Origin of the sequence: Hydrogenophaga sp., from assembly GCF_031426985.1 — a bacterium.
Lineage (GTDB): Bacteria > Pseudomonadota > Gammaproteobacteria > Burkholderiales > Burkholderiaceae_C > Hydrogenophaga.
On the sequence record NZ_JASJOY010000120.1, the window covers coordinates 1 to 16,555 of the forward strand.

Below are 16,555 nucleotides of genomic sequence, written 5' to 3' on the forward strand. Positions count from 1 at the left end.
TTCACGTACTGCACCGTCCAGTCGATCGCGGCCTGCGCCGCGGCCACCGCGCCGATCGCGATCTGCAGCCGCTCCCAGGGCAGTTGCTCCATCAGGCAGATGAAGCCGCGGCCCTGGAACGCTTCGCCGCCCAGCAGGTTTTCCGCCGGCACCTTGACGTTGTCGAAAAACAGCTCCGAGGTGTCCTGCGCCTTCATGCCCAGCTTCTTCAGCCGCTTGCCCTTGCTGAAACCGGGCATGCCCTGCTCCACCAGCAGCAGGCTGGTGCCCTTGGCGCCGGCCGCCGGGTCGGTCTTGGCGACGACGATGACCAGATCGGCGTGCCAGCCGTTGGTGATGAAGGTCTTGCTGCCGTTGAGCAGGTAGCTGCCATCGGCCTGTTTGATCGCCGTGCTCTTCACGCCCTGCAGGTCGCTGCCGGCGGCGGGCTCGCTCATGGCGATGGCCCCCACCATCTCGCCGGTGGCCAGCAGCTGCAGGTACTTTTTCTTCTGCGCCTCGGTGCCGTAGTGCAGGATGTACGGCGCCACGATCTCGCTGTGCAGGCCAAAGCCGATGCCGCTGACCCCGGCGCGCGCGATCTCCTCCATCTGCGCCACCGAGTACAGCTTGTCGGCCCCGGCGCCGCCATATTCCTCGGGCATGGTCATGCAGAGAAAACCGTTCTCCCCGGCGGCGCGCCAGACGGCCCGGTCCACATAACCCTGCTCTTCCCAGCCCTCGTGAAAGGGGGTGATTTCCTTCTCCACGAAGCGTCGGAAGCTGTCGCGAAAGGCTTCGTGGTCGGCATTGAAGAGCGTGCGTTCGATCATGGTGTCACCTTCTGGACTGGGAGGATTGATTTATACAAAGCATTTGCTTGGCAAAAGTCTATACTGATCCGGTCGCCCCGACCACCGGGGCCCATCCCCGAGGAGACACCATGAGCGAAGCCTTCGTTTACGACGCCATCCGCACGCCGCGCGGCAAGGGCAAGAAGGACGGCCGCCTGCACGAGGTCAAGCCCGTCAACCTGCTGGCCGGCCTGCTGACCGAGCTGCAGCGCCGCAACGACCTGGACACCGCCGCGGTGGACGACGTGGTCATGGGTGTGGTCTCGCCCATCGGCGAGCAGGGTTCGGTGCTGCCCAAGGTGGCCGCGCTCAAGGCCGGCTGGGACTGGCGCTGCGCCGGCGTGCAGCTCAACCGCTTCTGTGCCTCGGGCCTGGAGGCGGTGAACCTGGCCGCCATGAAGGTGAAAAGCGGCTGGGAAGACCTGGTGGTGGCCGGCGGCGTGGAGAGCATGAGCCGCGTGCCCATCGGCTCCGACGGCGGCGCCTGGGCGCAGGACCCGGAGACCAACAGCGCCACGCTGTTCGTGCCGCAGGGCATCGGCGCGGATCTGATCGCCACCCTGAGCGGCTTCAGCCGCGCCGACGTGGACGCCTTCGCGCTCGAATCGCAGAAACGCGCCACCGCCGCGCGCGCCGCCGGGTACTTCGACCGTTCGGTGGTGCCGGTGAAAGACAAGATGGGCCTGACCATCCTGGACAAGGACGAGTTCATCAAACCCGGCACCACGATGGAAGGCCTGGGCGGTTTGAAGCCCGCCTTCGAACAGCTCGGCGCCATGGGCTTCGACGCCGTCGCCCTGCAGCGTTACCCGCAGGTCGAGCGCATCCACCACGTGCACCACGCCGGCAATTCGTCGGGCATCGTGGACGGCGCGGCGGCCATCCTGATCGGCAGCGAAGCCGCCGGCAAAACGCACGGCTTCACACCGCGCGCGCGCATCGTCGCGGTCGCCCTCTCGGGTGCCGACCCGACCATCATGCTCACCGGCCCCATGCCCGCCGCGCGCAAGGCGCTGGCCAAAGCCGGCCTGACGATTGATCAGATCGACCTGTTCGAGATCAACGAGGCTTTCGCCGCCGTGCCCATGAAGTTCATGCAGGAAATGGGCGTGCCGCACGAGAAGGTGAACGTGAACGGCGGCGCGATCGCGCTGGGCCATCCGCTGGGGGCCACGGGCGCCATGATCCTGAACACCGTCATCGATGAACTGCACCGCAGGCAGCTGCGCTATGGCCTGGCGACCTTGTGTGTGGGCGGTGGTATGGGCATCGCCACCATCGTTGAACGCATCTGAACGACAGCGGAGACCACGAACATGATCACCAAAACCATCCGCTACGAGCTCGCCGACGGCATCGCCACCATCACCTTCGACGAGCAGGGCTCGCCGGTCAACACCATGTGCCTGCAGTGGCAGGACGACCTGGACGCCATCGCGGCCCAGGTGGTGAAGGACAAGGCCCAGCTCAGGGGCATCGTGCTCGCCTCGGCCAAGAGCACCTTCTTTGCCGGCGCCGACCTCAAGGGCGTGATGCGCTCGACCGAAGCCGATGGCCCGCGCGTGTTCGCCGAGATCGAGCGCATCAAGCGCAATTTCCGCGCCATCGAAACGCAAGGCGTGCCGGTGGTGAGCTGCCTCAACGGCGCGGCCTTGGGCGGCGGCTGGGAGGTGGCCCTGGTCGGCCACCACCGCATCGCCGTCAACAGCCCCAAGGTCCAGTTCGGCCTGCCCGAGATCACGCTGGGCCTGATCCCCGGCGGCGGCGGCATCACCAAGATGACGCGGGTGCTGGGCCTGATGGCGGCCCAGCCCTACATCCTGGAAAGCAAGCTGTTCGGCCCCGAAGAGGCGTTGAAGATCGGCGTGGTGCACGAACTGGTGGCGACGCCGGAAGAGCTGATGCCCAAGGCGCTGGCCTTCATCGAAGCCGCGCAGGGCCAGCCCGAGGCCTGCCAGCACGTCTGGGACCGCAAGGACTACAAGATGCCCGGCGGCACGCCGAGCAACCCCAAGATCGCCGGCATGCTGAGCGTGGCGCCCGCCGTGCTCAAGCAGAAGACGCGCGGCCTCTACCCCGCGCCCGAAGCCGCGCTGGCCGCCATGGTGGAAGGCGCGATGGTCGACTTCGACACCGCCATGCGGGTGGAAAGCCGCTACCTGGCCGGGCTGATGACCGGCGGCGTGGCGCGCAACATGATCAACACGTTCTTCTTCAACATGAACGCCATCAAGGGCGGGCAGTCGCGGCCGAAGGACGTGCCGCGTTACCAGCCCAAGAAGGTGGGCGTGCTCGGCGCCGGCATGATGGGTTCGGGCATTGCCTATTCGCAAGCGACCAAAGGCATTGCCACTGTTTTGAAAGACGTGAGCATCGAAGCGGCCGAGAAGGGCAAGTCGTACACCGCCAAGCTCACCCAGAAGCGCGTGGACAAAGGCCAGATGTCGGCCGAGAAACAGCAAGGCATCCTGAGCCTGATCACCCCGACCGCCAGCGCCACCGACCTGAAAGGCTGCGACCTGATCATCGAAGCCGTGTTCGAGCAGCGCGAACTCAAGGCCATGGTCACGAAGGAGGCCGAGCCGATGCTGGCCCAAACACCCGAGTTCAGCGGCTTCTTCGCCAGCAACACCTCCACCCTGCCCATCAGCGGTCTGGCCCAGGCCAGCGCGAAGCCGGCCCAGTTCGTCGGCATCCACTTCTTCAGCCCGGTGGACAAGATGAAGCTGGTCGAGATCATTCGCGGCAAGGACACCGACGATCAAACCATCGCCCGCGCCTACGACTACGTGCAGGCGCTGGGCAAGCTGCCGATCGTGGTGAACGACTCGCGCGGCTTCTACACCAGCCGCACCTTCGGCACCTTCGTGATGGAAGGCGCGGCCATGCTGGGCGAGGGCATCCCGGCGCCGGTGATCGAGAACGCGGCCATGCAGGCCGGCATGCCGGTCGGCCCGCTGGCGGTGCTGGACGAGACAGCCCTGTCGCTGTCGGTGCACGTGCTGGAGCAGACCCGGATCGACTTCCAGAAGGAAGGTCGGCAGTACGTCGCGACGCCGGGCGAGACCCTGGTTGAGCACATGGTCAAGCAGCACAACCGCCCGGGCCGCGCGGCCGGCGGCGGCTTCTACGACTACCCCGAAGGCGGCAAGAAACACCTGTGGCCGCAGCTCAAGACGCTGTTCGAACAGCCCGGCGTCGAGTGGAACCTGCAGGACGTGAAAGACCGCCTGCTCTACCGCCAGGCGGTGGAGACGGCACGCTGCCTGGCCGAGGGCGTGCTCACCAGCGTGCACGACGGCAACATCGGCTCGATCTTCGGCATCGGCTTCCCGGCCTGGACCGGCGGCGCGCTGCAGTTCGTCTATGGCATGGGCATCGACGCCTTCGAGCAGCGCTGCGCACAACTGGCCGCGCAATACGGCAGCGGCTTCGTGCTGAGCGACGCGGTCAAGGCCGCTCTGCGCCAGCACCAGCCCGTGTACTGACCGCTGTCAAGGTGCCGCAAGACGGCGCCTCTACACTTTTCCTCCCAGCGGCCGGCGGCTGTCCCAGCCCGCCGGCTTTGTTTTGTCAACGCTCCACCGACACCATGAAACGACTCGAAGGCAAGATCAGCATCATCACCGGCGCCGCGCAGGGCATCGGCCTGGCCACGGCGCTCAAGTTCGCGCGCGAGGGCGCCACCGTCATCGTCTGCGACGTGAAGCAGGCGGCGGTGGACGAGGCGGTGAAGCAGTGCCAGGCCGAAGGGGCCACGGCGGTCGGCTTCGTGATGGACGTGACCCAGCGCGACATGGTCGACGCCGTGGTGGCCCAGGTGAAAGAGCGTTTCGGCCGCATCGACGTGCTGGTCAACAACGCCGGCATCACACAAGACGCGCGGCTGCAGAAGATGACGCTGGAGCAGTTCGACAAGGTGATCGACGTCAACCTGCGCGGCGTCTTCCACGGTGCCCAGGCGGTGGCCGACACCATGACCGCGCAGGGCAGCGGCGTGATCCTCAACGCCTCCAGCGTCGTGGGCATCTACGGCAATTTCGGCCAGACCAACTACGCGGCCAGCAAGTTCGGCGTCATCGGTTTCACCAAGACCTGGAGCCGCGAACTCGGCCCCAAGGGCGTGCGCGTCAACGCCGTGGCACCGGGCTTCATCAGCACGCCCATCCTCAGCACCATCCCGGGCAAAGTGATCGAAGAGATGGAGCACCGCGTGCCGCTGCGCCGCCTGGGCCAGCCCGAAGAGATCGCCAACGTCTACGCGTTCCTGGCCAGCGACGAGGCCAGCTACGTCAACGGCGCGGTGCTCGAAGTCTCGGGCGGCATGTCGGTCTGAGCCCTGGCGTGACGCATTACCGGACGCCTCTCTTTTTTGAGCGCCGGCTTCGTCGGCACGGTGTATACAAAGCAAAAAAGACCATCCGTTCCACCATGCACGTTCGCCATGCTGATTCCGCCAAGACCTGAACGAGAAGCCGAGCGCCTGGCCCGGCTGCGTGATTTCGGCGTGCTGGACACGCTGCCCGAACAAGCCTTCGAGGACATCACCGCCCTGGCGTCCTCCATCTGCGGGACGCCCATGGCGCTGATCTCGCTGATCGACGAAAAGCGGCAGTGGTTCAAGTCGGTCAAGGGCATGGACACCCGGGAAACCGACCGGGACATGGCCTTCTGCGCCCACGCCATCCTGCAGCCCTACGACATGATGGAGGTGCCGGACGCCCAGCAGGACTGGCGTTTCAAGGACAACCCCCTGGTCATGGGAGCGCCCAACATCCGCTTCTACGCCGGCATGCCCATCACCACCCCCGATGGGCTGGCGCTGGGCACCGTCTGCGTGGCCGACCGCGAGGCGCGCCAGCTCACCGACACCCACCGCAGCGCCCTGCAATCGCTTGCCAGCCTGGTGCTGCATCTGCTCGAACGCGATCGGCAGCACAAGGAACACGCCCGCCGCGAAGCCGCCGAAGCCGAGCGGCGGCTGGAGTACCTGAGCGCGGCCAGCCTGACCGGCCGGGACCTGATGGCCTTCGTCGACCCCGGCCATGTCTACCGATTCGCCAACGCCACCTACCTGGATTACTGGGGCCGCACCCGGGAGGACCTGGTCGGTCGTCCGGTCGCCGAGGTCATGGGCACACCGCAGTACGAAGCGCTGGCGCGAGGTGGACTGGACCAGGCGCTGGCCGGGCGGCAGGCCTCCTTCGAATCGACCATCGATTTCCCTGGCCAGGGCTCGCGCCACGTCGAAACCACCTATGTGCCGGCACGCAACGACGCGGGCGACATCATCGGCGTGGTCGTTCGCACCCACGACATCCACACCCTCAAGCTGCGCGAAGAACAGCTGCGCGCCAGTGTCTCGCTGCTGGAACACAAGACCCTGGAACAGCAACGGTTCATCCACATCATTTCCCACGATCTGCGCGAGCCCATCAACTCCATCAGCAATTTCAGTGGGCTGCTGATGGACGACCACCTGGCGGAGTTCTCGCCGGCCACCTTGCACCACCTGCAGCGGGTGCACGCCGGTGGGGAACGCATGAAGGCTTCGCTGGACGATCTGATGCGTTTCGTGCAGCTGGAGCAACACGCGGTGAGCTTCGATCCGGTGGACATCGGTCAACTCATGCAGCAGGTGCACGAGGACCTGTCGCATGCCATCGCCCAATCGGGCGGCCGGCTCGACTGGGCGGCGCTGCCGACCGTGCAGGGCGACCGTTCCCTGCTGCGCGTGCTGCTGCAAAACCTGGTCGCCAACGGTTTGAAGTTCTCGCGTCCGGGGGTGGCGCCGCGGGTGGAGGTCAACGCCGAACGGCGTGAGGGCGAGATCCGGCTGACGGTCCAGGACAACGGCATCGGCATCGCGGCCAGCCAGCTCGACAACATTTTCGACATGTTCAAGCGCCTGCATCCGCGCAAGCGCTATCAGGGCACGGGGCTGGGCCTCTCCATCGCGCGCCGCATCGCCGAACTGCACGGTGGCCAGGTGCGCGTGACGTCCGAGCCCGAAGTGGGCAGCCGTTTCTGCCTGATCCTGCCCGACACCCCGCCGTCCACGGCCCAGGAGGCCCGACCATGACTTTCTTTGAGCGCATCGTCCTGATCGACGACAACGAAGACGACAATTTTTTCCACGGAATCGTGATCCGCAAGGCCGGCTTTCAGGGGGAACTGCGGGTGTTCGAGAACGGCGTGGACGCGCTGGCCTTCCTGCAAACCGATCCGCTGCAGCTCAGGACCTGCGTCTTCGTCGACATCAACATGCCCATGCTGGACGGTTTTGAGGTGGTGGCCCAGGCCACGCCCTTGCTGGAGGGCAAGACCTCCACCACGGTGGTCATGCTCACCTCGTCGGACGCCCCTTCGGACCGGGACCGGGCGCGCGACATGCCCCTGATCAAGGCCTTTGTCACCAAGCCGCTGAAAGCGGCCTCGTTTCACCAACTGGTGAACGAAGCGCAGGGCACGGCGCCGCGCTGACCCAGTGCCCCTGCGGCGGCCGGGTGAAGGCCTCCGGCCGATAATTCCGGCATGACCCATCTGCCACCGACCGAGAGCGTTCCGCTCGGCTGCCCCCGCTCCAAGACCGACCTGTTCCTCTCGTTCACCCTGCTGGCCTTGCAGGGTTTCGGCGGCGTGCTGGCGGTGGTGCAGCGCGAACTGGTCGAGAAAAAACGCTGGATGACCCGCGAGCAGTTCGTGGAAGACTGGGCCGTCGCCCAGATCCTGCCCGGCCCCAATGTGGTGAACCTGTCCCTGATGATCGGCGGCCGCCACTTCGGCCTGCCCGGGGCCCTGGCCGCGTTGGCCGGCATGCTGGCCGCGCCGCTGGTCATCGTGCTGCTGCTGGCCACGCTCTACGGCCAGGTGGCCGAGCTGCCCGCGGCGCAAGGCGCCCTGCGCGGCATGGGCGCGGTGGCGGCCGGCCTGATCACCGCCACCGGCATCAAGCTCATCGCCGCGCTGGACAAGAACGCCCTGGGCCTGGCGGCCTGCATCGGCTTGGCCGTCGCCACGTTCGTGGCCATCGCCCTGCTGCGCTGGCCACTGGCCTGGGTGCTGCTGGGCATCGGCGGCAGCGCCTGCCTGTGGGCCTACCGCGTGCTCGGTCGGCTGGAGGGCCAACCGGCATGAACATGGTCCCGTCCCTGGCCAACTGGGTCGAACTGTTCACCCATTTCGCGTCGCTGTCGCTGCTGGCGGTCGGCGGCGCCATCACCACCGCGCCCGACATGCACCGCTACCTGGTGGCCGAACAGGGCTGGCTCAGCGACGCGCAGTTCAGCTCGTCGATCGCGCTGTCGCAGGCCGCCCCGGGCCCCAATGTGCTGTTCGTCGCCCTGCTGGGCTGGAATGTCGGGCTCAACGCCGGGGGCGGCCCCGCCGCCGGCGCCGTGGCCTGGGGCCTGGCCCTGCTGGGCGTGCTGGTGACCATGCTGGCCATCATGCTGCCCTCCTCGGTGCTGACCTACACCGCCACCCGCTGGGCGCACCGCAACCGCGAACTGCGCGCGGTGCGGGCCTTCAAGACCGGCATGGCCCCCATCGTGATCGCACTGCTGGTGGCCACCGGCTGGCTGCTGAGCGCGGCGCACAACCAGCCCGCGCGCGACTGGCCCTTGTGGGCGCTGACGGTGGTCACAGCCCTGCTGGTCTGGCGCACCAGGCTCCACATGCTGTGGCTGATCGGCGCCGGCGCCCTGCTGGGCGCGCTGGGTTGGGTCTGAGAGGCTGAGAGGAAATCGGTCATGCCCGCCTTGGCGCCCCAAAACCCCGCCTGCGGCGTTGCAAATGCGCGCCGTAGCCCGAGCGACGGGTGTGCTTTGCGCCTTGCCGGCAGTGCTTCGGGACGCCCTTTCGGACACGCCCCATTCCCTCCCAGCCTCTGAACCCGCTCAGCGCGGGCTCTCGAAGAACACCGCGTTGGTGTAGTCGCTGATCTCGAAATAGACCTTCTTCTCGCCGGCGTCCGCCTGCATGTTCAGGTTTTCGTCGAGCACGCCGTAGCCGTAACGGTAGGCCCGAGGCGTGTTGTCGTCGGTGCCGAGCGCGGTGCTCATCTTGTCGATCTTGAGAAAGCGGCGCACCACCTTGTCGCCGGCGTAGACCTCCAGCACGCCGTTGGTGCCGGTCCAGTTCTGGATGTCGCGGCTGATCTTGTTCTGCTGCTCCTGGGTGCAGGCGGCCAGCAGGCCGGCGGCGCACAGCACCAAAGCCGTCATGGCGAAGCGGCGGGTGTTCGTGTGGTTCATTCAATCCTCCAAGAGTGATGGCAAGCATTGTGCCGCGCGCTCGCGCAGCACCCGGTCGGCGACCGGATCGAGTTCGGTCGGCTCGGGGTTGACGAGCACCACGCGTGCGCCGCGCTGGTGGGCGCCGAGCACCAGGCCGGCGGCCGGGTACACCACGCCCGAGGTGCCGATGACCAGCATCAGGTCGCAGGCCTGCACGGCGGCTTCGGCCGCGGCCAGCGCGAGCGGCGGCAGGTGTTCGCCGAACCAGACCACGGCCGGGCGGCGCAGGTTGCCGCAGACGGGGCAGCGTGGCGGGTGGCCGCCCTGCAGCTTTTCAACCGAGCAACAGGCTTGCGGTGCGTCCAGCCAGCGGTCTTCCAGCAGGCTGCCGTGCAGGGCGATGGCGTCGTGGCTGCCGGCCCGCTGGTGCAGGTCGTCCACGTTCTGCGTGATCAGGCTCAGGCGCCCGGGGTGGCGCTGCGCGAACGCGGCCAGTGCCTGATGCCCGGCGTTGGGTTGCACCTCACGCACCATCCCACGGCGGAACTGGTACCAGTCCCACACCCGCTGCGGGTGGGCGCAAAAGGCTTCTTCCGTCGCCAGGTCCTGCGGGTTGAACTGCGCCCACAGGCCGGTCTGCGCATCGCGGAAGGTGGGCACGCCGGATTCGGCGCTCATGCCCGCGCCGGTCAGCACCGCGATGTGGCGCGCGTCGCGAATCCACTGGCGCGCCGTGCCGCTCATGAGCGACTCACGCCGTCCGTTGACGAAGGGCTTCGTACAGGCAGACGCCGCTGGCCACCGACACGTTCAGGCTTTCCACCGCGCCGGCCATGGGGATGCTGACCAGTTCGTCACAGGTCTTGCGCGTGAGCTGGCGCATGCCGTCGCCTTCGGCGCCCAGCACCAGGGCCACCGGCACTTTCAGGTCCACCTGGTACAGCGTCTTGGGCGCGTCGTCGCTGGTACCGATGATCCAGATGTTGCGTTCCTTGAGCTCGTTCAGGGTTCGCGCCAGGTTGGTCACCATGAAGTACGGCATGGTCTCGGCCGCGCCGCTCGCCACCTTGGCCACGGTGGCGTTGATGCCGGCCGCGTGGTCCTTGGGGGCGATCACGGCGTGCGCGCCGGCACCGTCGGCCACGCGCAGGCAGGCACCCAGGTTGTGCGGGTCGGTGATGCCATCCAGCACCAGCAGCAGCGGCGCCTTGCCCTCGGCCTCCAGGCCTTCGAGCAGCTCATCGAGCGAATGCACCTGGGGCAGTTCCTGCACCCGCGCGGCCACGCCCTGGTGGCCGTGGCTGCCGGCCAGCTTGGCGATGCGCAGGCCATCGGCCTCGATCAGGCGCACGCCGGCCTCTTTTACGCGGTCGAGGAACTGGCGCATGCGCGCATCGCGCCGCGTGGGTTCGAAATAGATCTCGACGATGGATTGCGGCGCGGTTTTCAGACGCACGCCCACGGCGTGGAAGCCGAACAGCACTTTGGGAGAAGACATGCGTGGATTATCCCTTGCCCACCCATGCCGCCGTTCGGCCCGCGCCTGTCGAAGCCCTCGCGGGGTCTGCTCAGGCCTCGGCCTCGGCCAGCTCGGACGCCTGCCCCGCCTCGATGGTGATGCGCCGCTCGCAGCGGGCCGCAATGCCGCGGTCGTGCGTGACCAGCACCAGGGTCGTGCCCTGCTCGCGGTTGAGTTCGAACATCAGCTCCATCACGCGCTCGCCGGTCGCGAAGTCCAGGCTGCCCGTGGGTTCATCGGCCAGCAGCACGGCCGGCTGCACCACAAAGGCCCGCGCCAGGGCCACGCGCTGCTGCTCGCCACCCGAGAGCACCTTGGGGTAATGCCCCAGCCGCTCGCCCAGACCCACGCGCTGCAGCATGGCGGTGGCGGCGCTGCGCGCGTCGCGCCGGCCCGCCAGTTCCAGCGGCAGCATCACGTTCTCCAGCGCGGTGAGGTTGGCCAGCAGCTGGAAGCTCTGGAACACGAAACCCACCTTCTGCGCCCGCAGCGCGGCGCGCTGGTCTTCGTCCAGCGCGAACAGGTCGGCACCGTCGATGTGAACCGTTCCCTTTGATGGCGTATCCAAGCCCGCGATGATGGACAGCAGCGTGCTTTTGCCCGACCCCGAGGCCCCGACGATGGCGGCGGTTTCCCCACGGGCCAGCGAAAAATGGATGTCGCGCAGAATGTCCAGCGTGCCGGTGGCGTCGCTCACCGACTTGAAGACGTGCTGCACGGTGATCATCGGCTCGTGGGTGGGTTCGGTCATGAAGGCGGCAGCCATGAAAGGAAGAGTTTTGGAACGACGTCACTTTAACGCCCTGCTCGCGGCCAGCCTGGCGCTGGGGTCAAGCCCGGCGGTCTGGGCCCAGGCCAAAAAAGAAGCGGTGGTGCTGATCGTGGGCGATTCGCTGAGCGCCGAATACGGCCTCAGGCGCGGCAGCGGCTGGGCCGCCCTGTTGCAGGAGCGCCTGACAAAAGAGAAGGTGCCGGCCCGCGTGGTCAACGCCAGTGTCAGCGGCGACACCACCTCGGGCGGCCGCTCGCGCCTGCCGGCCCTGCTCAAGCAACACCAGCCAGCCGTGGTGGTGATCGAGCTCGGCGGCAACGATGCTCTGCGCGGCCTGCCCCTGAACATGACGCGCGACAACCTGAGCGCCATGGCCCGCGCGGCGCGCGAGGCGGGCGCCAAGGTGCTGCTGGTGGGCATGGAGATGCCGCCCAACTACGGTGCCAAGTACGCGCAGGAATTTCGCGACGTGTTCAGCGGCGTGGCCAAGGCAGAGAAGACGGGCCTGGTGCCTTTCTTCCTCAAAGGCGTGGCCGATGGGCCGGAACCGCTCAAGCTGTTCCAGTCCGACCGCATCCATCCCAATGAAAGCGCCCACCCGCTGATGCTGGCTACGGTCTGGCCCGAGCTGCGCAAACTGCTGCCTCGTTGACGCGTGTTGCCCCTCCCCCACCGGCGCGAGAGGGCTCGGGTGAGGGCCTGCACCCACGCGCCACGGATAATCGCCCCATGCCCGTTCACACCCTGCCGGCCACCGAAGCGCTCACGCGCCTGGCCACATTCGACGCCATCATCGACGCCCGCACCGAAGACGAGCACGCGCTCGACCACGTGCCCGGCGCCGTCAACTGGCCCACACTGGACAACACCGAGCGCATCACCATCGGCACGATGTACAAGCAGGTCAACGCCTTCGAGGCCAAGAAGCGCGGCGCGGCGCTGTCGGCCCGCAACATCGCAGCCCACATCGAACGCGAGGTGCTGGACAAGCCCCGCACCTGGAAACCGCTGGTGTACTGCTGGCGTGGCGGCAACCGCAGCGGTGCGCTGGCCACCATCCTGGGCGCCATCGGTTTCCAGGTCACCCTCATCGAAGGCGGCTACAAGGCCTGGCGCGCCGCCCTGGTGGACGACATTCCCCGCCTGGTGCAGCGCCTGCACTACCGCGTGGTCTGCGGCCCCACCGGCAGCGGCAAGACGCGCCTGCTGCAGGCGCTGGCCGCCGAGGGCGCGCAGGTGCTCGACCTCGAAGCCCTGGCCAACCACCGCAGCTCGGTGCTGGGCCACATCCCGGGCGTGGAACAGCCCAGCCAGAAACGGTTCGACAGCCTGATCTGGGACGCGCTGCAGCACCTCGACCCGGCGCGGCCGGTGTTCGTGGAAAGCGAAAGCAAGAAGGTGGGCAATGTGCGCGTGCCCGATGCGCTGATCGACGCCATGCGGGGCAGCCCTTGCATCGACCTGCAGCTGGCGGACGAGGAGCGCGTGGCCCTGCTGCTGGAAGACTACGACTTCTTCGTCACCGATCCGGCGCACTTTTGCCAGCGCCTGGAAGCGCTGACCGAGCTGCGGGGCAAGGCCGTGGTGGGCGAGTGGATTGAGAAAGTGAAGGCAGGTCAGACCCCTGCGGTGGTGCTGGAGCTGCTGACCCAGCACTACGACCCGATGTACGCACAGTCCATCGAGCGCAATTTCAAGCAGTACGGCCAGGCCCTGCCCTGCACGCTGAAAGACCGCTCGCCTGCGGCCTTATCGGATCTGGCCCGTTCGCTGCTGGGCGAGGGGACGCCCTCAGCAACGGCTTAATCGGCGGCGGTGTCGCCGGCTGCTCCGCCCTCGGCGGCGGGTGCCCCGGGCGAGCCATCGGTCTCGTCGCCGGCAGCCTCGGGGGCATCGCCGTGGCGCTTGCCTTCGGCCTTGGCTTTGAGCTTTTCTTCCTTTTTCTTCTTCTTGGCGAGCTCGCGCTGGCGCTTTTCGTATCCGTAGTTGGGAGTGGCCAAAACAGTCTTTCGATGTGGTTAAAGGGTGGTCAGGTCCCGAGTGTAGCCAGCGCCTGCGCCAGGTCGGCGCGCAGGTCTTCCACCGCCTCCAGACCGACGGCGAAGCGCACCAGGCCGCCCCGGTGGGGCCAGCCTCGCGTGCGGATGGACGACACGTTGTAGGGAGCGCACAGGCTGATGGGGCCCGCCCAGCTCCAGCCCAGCTTGAACAGGCGCAGGCGATCGCAAAAAGCGTCGATCTGCGTCTGGCTGAAGCGTTCGTCAAACACCACGCTGAACAGGCAGGCCGCAGCCTTGGCATCGCGCCGCCAGATCTCATGTCCGGGCGAACCGGCCAACGCCGGGTGCAGCACCTGGACCACACCGGCTTGCGCCTGCATCCAGGTGGCCAGCTCGCGTGTGGCAGCGTCTTGGGCGGCGTACCGCAGGACCATGGTGTTCAGGCCCCGCAGCACCAGTTCGGTGTCGTTGCCGCTCACGCCCAGGCCCAGGCGCATGTGGGTCATGAGCAGTGGCTGGTGCAAGGCGTGGTCGCGCGTGACCACCGAGCCCATCAGCACGTCGGCACCGCCGCTGGGGTATTTGGTGAGCGCCTGCATGGCGATGTCGGCCCCCAGTTCGAAGGCATTGAACGCCATGCCCGCGCCCCAGGTGTTGTCCAGCGCGGTGAGGATCGGGCGGTCACCGCCACGGGCCGCATTGGCCTGCTGCACCACCGCCACCAGCGCGGGCAGGTCGGGAAACTCCAGCGTGATCGAGCCCGGCGCTTCGAGCCACACCAGCCGCGTGGCCGGACCGAGCTTGGCGGCCAGATCGGCCGGGTTCATCGCGTCGTAGTAGCGGTGCACGATGCCCCAGCGGGCCAGCTCCACACTGGCAAAGGCCTTGTTGGGACCGTAGGCGTTGTCGGGGATCAGCAGCTCATCGCCCTGCTGCAGAAACGCCATGTCCACCAGCGAAACCGCCGACAGGCCACTGGGGGCCAGAACGCAGTAGGTGCCGCCTTCGATGGTGGCGATGCGCTCTTCCAGGGTGAAGGTGGTGGGTGTGCCGTGCAGTCCGTAGGTGTAGCCGCTCTTGTCCACCCACTCTTGCGTGCGCAGGGCGTGCACGTTCGGGAAAATGACGGTGGACGCCTTGTGCACACCGGGCGCAACGGCGCCAAAGCCCTCCGGCGGGCGATAGGGGTGGTGGATCAGCTGGGTCGAAAGATCGCTCACAGCTTCCATTTCTCCAGCAATTGCGCCGGGCGCATGGCGTCGTAGCTCTCGAAGGGTTGGTGGATCCAGGGATTGGTGGGCAGGAATTCGACCGAATAGTCGGGCGTGAACACCGACACCTGCTTGGTCCAGATCACCGCGCTGCGCATCTCGGTGATGGGTGTGTAGTGGTTCTTGAGCGTGTCGATGACGGCGCGCAAGGTGTGGCCGGAGTCGGCCAAGTCGTCCACCAGCAGCACCTTGCCCGCGATCTCGCCCTTGGGCGTGGTGATGTAGCGCGCGATGTCCAGGTTGCCCTGCTCGGTACCGGCGTTGGCGCGGTACGAGCTCGTGGACATGATGGCCAGCGGCTTGTCGAAGATGCGCGAGAGGATGTCACCCGGGCGCATGCCGCCGCGTGCCAGGCACAGGATGGTGTCGAACTCCCACCCCGACTGGTACACCTTGAGCGCGAGCTTCTCGATGAGGTTGTGGTACTCGTCGTAGGACACGTAGAGGTGTTTGCCGTCTTCGGTCAGCATGCTGGCTCCGGGTGGGATGGTGGTTCTGGATTCTGTATCACAGCCTGTGCGCGCGGCATCAGGCGTGGTACGGATGATGGATCAGGATGGTGTGGTCGCGGTCCGGGCTGGTGGACACCACGTGGATGGGCACGCCGGTGGTTTCCTGGATGCGGTCCAGGTAACGCTGGGCATTGACCGGCAGGTCCTCGTAGCGCGTGGCCCCCACCGAGGTCTCGGTCCAGCCCGGCAGGGTCTCGTAGATCGGCTTGCAGCGCGCGATTTCATCCGCGCCCGCGGGCAGGATGTCGATGACCTCGCCGTCCAGCTCGTAACCGGTGCACAGCTTGAGTTCGGTCAGACCATCGAGCACGTCCAGTTTGGTGATGCACAGGCCGGTCAGGCCGTTGACCTGGGCCGAGCGCTTGAGCAGGGCCGCGTCGAACCAGCCGCAGCGGCGCGAACGGCCGGTGGTCACGCCCTTTTCGGCGCCCACGGTGCTCATGTGCCAGCCCGGTGTGCCTTCCTTTTCCCACTCCAGCTCGGTCGGGAACGGGCCACCGCCCACGCGCGTGCAGTACGCCTTGGTGATGCCCAGCACGTAGTGCAACAGATTGGGGCCCACGCCCGCGCCCGCGGCGGCGTTGCCGGCCACGCAGTTGCTGGAGGTCACGAACGGGTAGGTGCCGTGGTCGACATCCAGCAACGTGCCCTGCGCACCTTCGAACAGCAGGTTCACACCGGCCTGGTGGGCGGCGTTGAGTTCACGCGAGACGTCGGCGATCATGGGCTTGAGCTGTTCGGCCTGGGCCATGGCTTCGGCGTACACCGGCTCGAACTGGATCGCGCCGTCCTTCATGTACGACAGGGTCTTCTCGTCCCAGGCCATGTCGGCCGAGTGCAGCCAGGTCTTGAGCACGTGGTTGTGCAAGGCCAGCAGCTCGCGCAACTTGGTGGCGAAGCGCTCGGGGTATTTCAGGTCCATCACGCGCAGGGCGCGGCGGGCGATCTTGTCTTCATACGCCGGGCCGATGCCACGGCCGGTGGTGCCGATCTTCTCGGCACCGGCCTTGACCTTGGCGGCCTCGCGCGCCACGTCGATGGCGGCGTGGAACGGCAGGATCAGCGGGCAGCCTTCGCTCACGCGCAGGCGCGAACGCACCTCGACGCCGGCCTTTTCCAGCCCGGCAATTTCTTCGAACAGCTTGCCCACCGACAGCACCACACCGTTGCCGATGTAGCACTTGACGCCGGCGCGCATGATGCCGCTGGGGATCAGGTGCAGCGCGGTCTTGACGCCATTGATCACCAATGTGTGGCCGGCATTGTGGCCGCCCTGGAAACGCACCACGCCCTGCGCGGTTTCGGTCAGCCAGTCGACCAGCTTGCCCTTGCCTTCGTCACCCCACTGGGTACCGACCACCACCACGTTGCGCCCGGGGACCACGGCGCTGCTGTTCTTCGTCATCTGCTG

General features: G+C 67.2%; 18 protein-coding genes. 9 read left to right on the forward strand and 9 right to left on the reverse strand.

Translation table 11 applies throughout. The annotated features are described in order from the left end of the window. Nucleotides 1-812: acyl-CoA dehydrogenase family protein (locus RMP09_RS14740; protein WP_310566736.1), on the reverse strand; the 812-nt coding region annotated here is incomplete at its 3' end. Between the two features lie 110 nt (nt 813-922). Between RMP09_RS14740 and RMP09_RS14745 the strand changes: the two genes are divergently transcribed. The 7 genes from RMP09_RS14745 to RMP09_RS14775 all read left to right on the forward strand — a co-directional run bounded on the left by RMP09_RS14745 (nt 923) and on the right by RMP09_RS14775 (nt 8,563). After that, entirely contained in the window at nt 923-2,128 is a 1,206-nt protein-coding gene (locus RMP09_RS14745) for an acetyl-CoA C-acetyltransferase (protein ID WP_310566737.1), read from the forward strand. Between the two features lie 21 nt (nt 2,129-2,149). Beyond that, complete coding sequence (locus RMP09_RS14750) at nt 2,150-4,321, forward strand: 3-hydroxyacyl-CoA dehydrogenase NAD-binding domain-containing protein (RefSeq protein WP_310566738.1); 2,172 nt, start codon at nt 2,150-2,152, stop codon at nt 4,319-4,321. 104 nt (nt 4,322-4,425) lie between these two features. Continuing rightward, complete coding sequence (gene fabG, locus RMP09_RS14755) at nt 4,426-5,169, forward strand: 3-oxoacyl-ACP reductase FabG (protein ID WP_310566739.1); 744 nt, start codon at nt 4,426-4,428, stop codon at nt 5,167-5,169. A gap of 108 nt (nt 5,170-5,277) precedes the next feature. Further along, complete coding sequence (locus RMP09_RS14760) at nt 5,278-6,915, forward strand: sensor histidine kinase (RefSeq protein WP_310566740.1); 1,638 nt, start codon at nt 5,278-5,280, stop codon at nt 6,913-6,915. Then, nucleotides 6,912-7,316, forward strand: a complete 405-nt coding sequence (locus tag RMP09_RS14765) for a response regulator (protein WP_310566741.1) — start codon at nt 6,912-6,914, stop codon at nt 7,314-7,316. Before RMP09_RS14760 ends, RMP09_RS14765 begins: the two co-directional genes overlap by 4 nt. A 51-nt stretch (nt 7,317-7,367) precedes the next feature. After that, on the forward strand, nt 7,368-7,970 hold the full coding sequence (locus tag RMP09_RS14770; RefSeq protein WP_310566742.1) for a chromate transporter: 603 nt from the start codon (nt 7,368-7,370) through the stop codon (nt 7,968-7,970). Continuing rightward, nucleotides 7,967-8,563, forward strand: coding sequence for a chromate transporter (locus tag RMP09_RS14775; protein ID WP_310566743.1), 597 nt, complete (start codon nt 7,967-7,969; stop codon nt 8,561-8,563). The genes RMP09_RS14770 and RMP09_RS14775 overlap by 4 nt, the downstream gene beginning before the upstream one ends. Nucleotides 8,564-8,731: 168 nt before the next feature. Here RMP09_RS14775 and RMP09_RS14780 read toward each other — a convergent pair whose 3' ends face one another. The 4 genes from RMP09_RS14780 to RMP09_RS14795 form a co-directional block, all read right to left on the reverse strand. After that, on the reverse strand, nt 8,732-9,088 hold the full coding sequence (locus tag RMP09_RS14780; protein WP_310566744.1) for a hypothetical protein: 357 nt from the start codon (nt 9,086-9,088) through the stop codon (nt 8,732-8,734). Further along, nucleotides 9,089-9,814 (reverse strand): NAD-dependent deacylase, encoded by a 726-nt coding sequence (locus tag RMP09_RS14785; protein ID WP_310566745.1) that lies wholly within the window; start codon nt 9,812-9,814, stop codon nt 9,089-9,091. Nucleotides 9,815-9,821: 7 nt separating this feature from the next. Then, complete coding sequence (gene rlmB / locus RMP09_RS14790) at nt 9,822-10,568, reverse strand: 23S rRNA (guanosine(2251)-2'-O)-methyltransferase RlmB (RefSeq protein WP_310566746.1); 747 nt, start codon at nt 10,566-10,568, stop codon at nt 9,822-9,824. Between the two features lie 70 nt (nt 10,569-10,638). Next, entirely contained in the window at nt 10,639-11,355 is a 717-nt protein-coding gene (locus RMP09_RS14795) for an ABC transporter ATP-binding protein (RefSeq protein WP_409559737.1), read from the reverse strand. Between RMP09_RS14795 and RMP09_RS14800 the strand changes: the two genes are divergently transcribed. Both RMP09_RS14800 and mnmH read left to right on the forward strand, forming a co-directional pair. Then, nucleotides 11,354-12,013 carry an arylesterase gene (locus RMP09_RS14800; protein ID WP_310566747.1) on the forward strand — a complete coding sequence of 220 codons (660 nt, stop codon included), beginning with the start codon at nt 11,354-11,356 and terminating at the stop codon, nt 12,011-12,013. The two genes, RMP09_RS14795 and RMP09_RS14800, sit on opposite strands and share 2 nt — an antisense overlap. A gap of 77 nt (nt 12,014-12,090) precedes the next feature. Continuing rightward, nucleotides 12,091-13,167 (forward strand): tRNA 2-selenouridine(34) synthase MnmH, encoded by a 1,077-nt coding sequence (gene mnmH, locus RMP09_RS14805; protein ID WP_310566748.1) that lies wholly within the window; start codon nt 12,091-12,093, stop codon nt 13,165-13,167. On the opposite strand, the gene RMP09_RS14810 is transcribed toward mnmH, so the two are convergent. The 4 genes from RMP09_RS14810 to RMP09_RS14825 are packed head-to-tail and all read right to left on the reverse strand — an operon-like array spanning nt 13,164 to nt 16,549. Then, complete coding sequence (locus RMP09_RS14810) at nt 13,164-13,361, reverse strand: hypothetical protein (protein WP_310566749.1); 198 nt, start codon at nt 13,359-13,361, stop codon at nt 13,164-13,166. The two genes, mnmH and RMP09_RS14810, sit on opposite strands and share 4 nt — an antisense overlap. Nucleotides 13,362-13,390: 29 nt before the next feature. Then, complete coding sequence (locus tag RMP09_RS14815; RefSeq protein ID WP_310566750.1) at nt 13,391-14,590, reverse strand: PLP-dependent transferase; 1,200 nt, start codon at nt 14,588-14,590, stop codon at nt 13,391-13,393. Next, on the reverse strand, nt 14,578-15,102 hold the full coding sequence (locus RMP09_RS14820) for a phosphoribosyltransferase (RefSeq protein ID WP_310566751.1): 525 nt from the start codon (nt 15,100-15,102) through the stop codon (nt 14,578-14,580). Before RMP09_RS14820 ends, RMP09_RS14815 begins: the two co-directional genes overlap by 13 nt. A 58-nt stretch (nt 15,103-15,160) precedes the next feature. Continuing rightward, nucleotides 15,161-16,549 carry an adenylosuccinate synthase gene (locus RMP09_RS14825; RefSeq protein WP_310566752.1) on the reverse strand — a complete coding sequence of 463 codons (1,389 nt, stop codon included), beginning with the start codon at nt 16,547-16,549 and terminating at the stop codon, nt 15,161-15,163. Nucleotides 16,550-16,555: the final 6 nt, after the last annotated feature.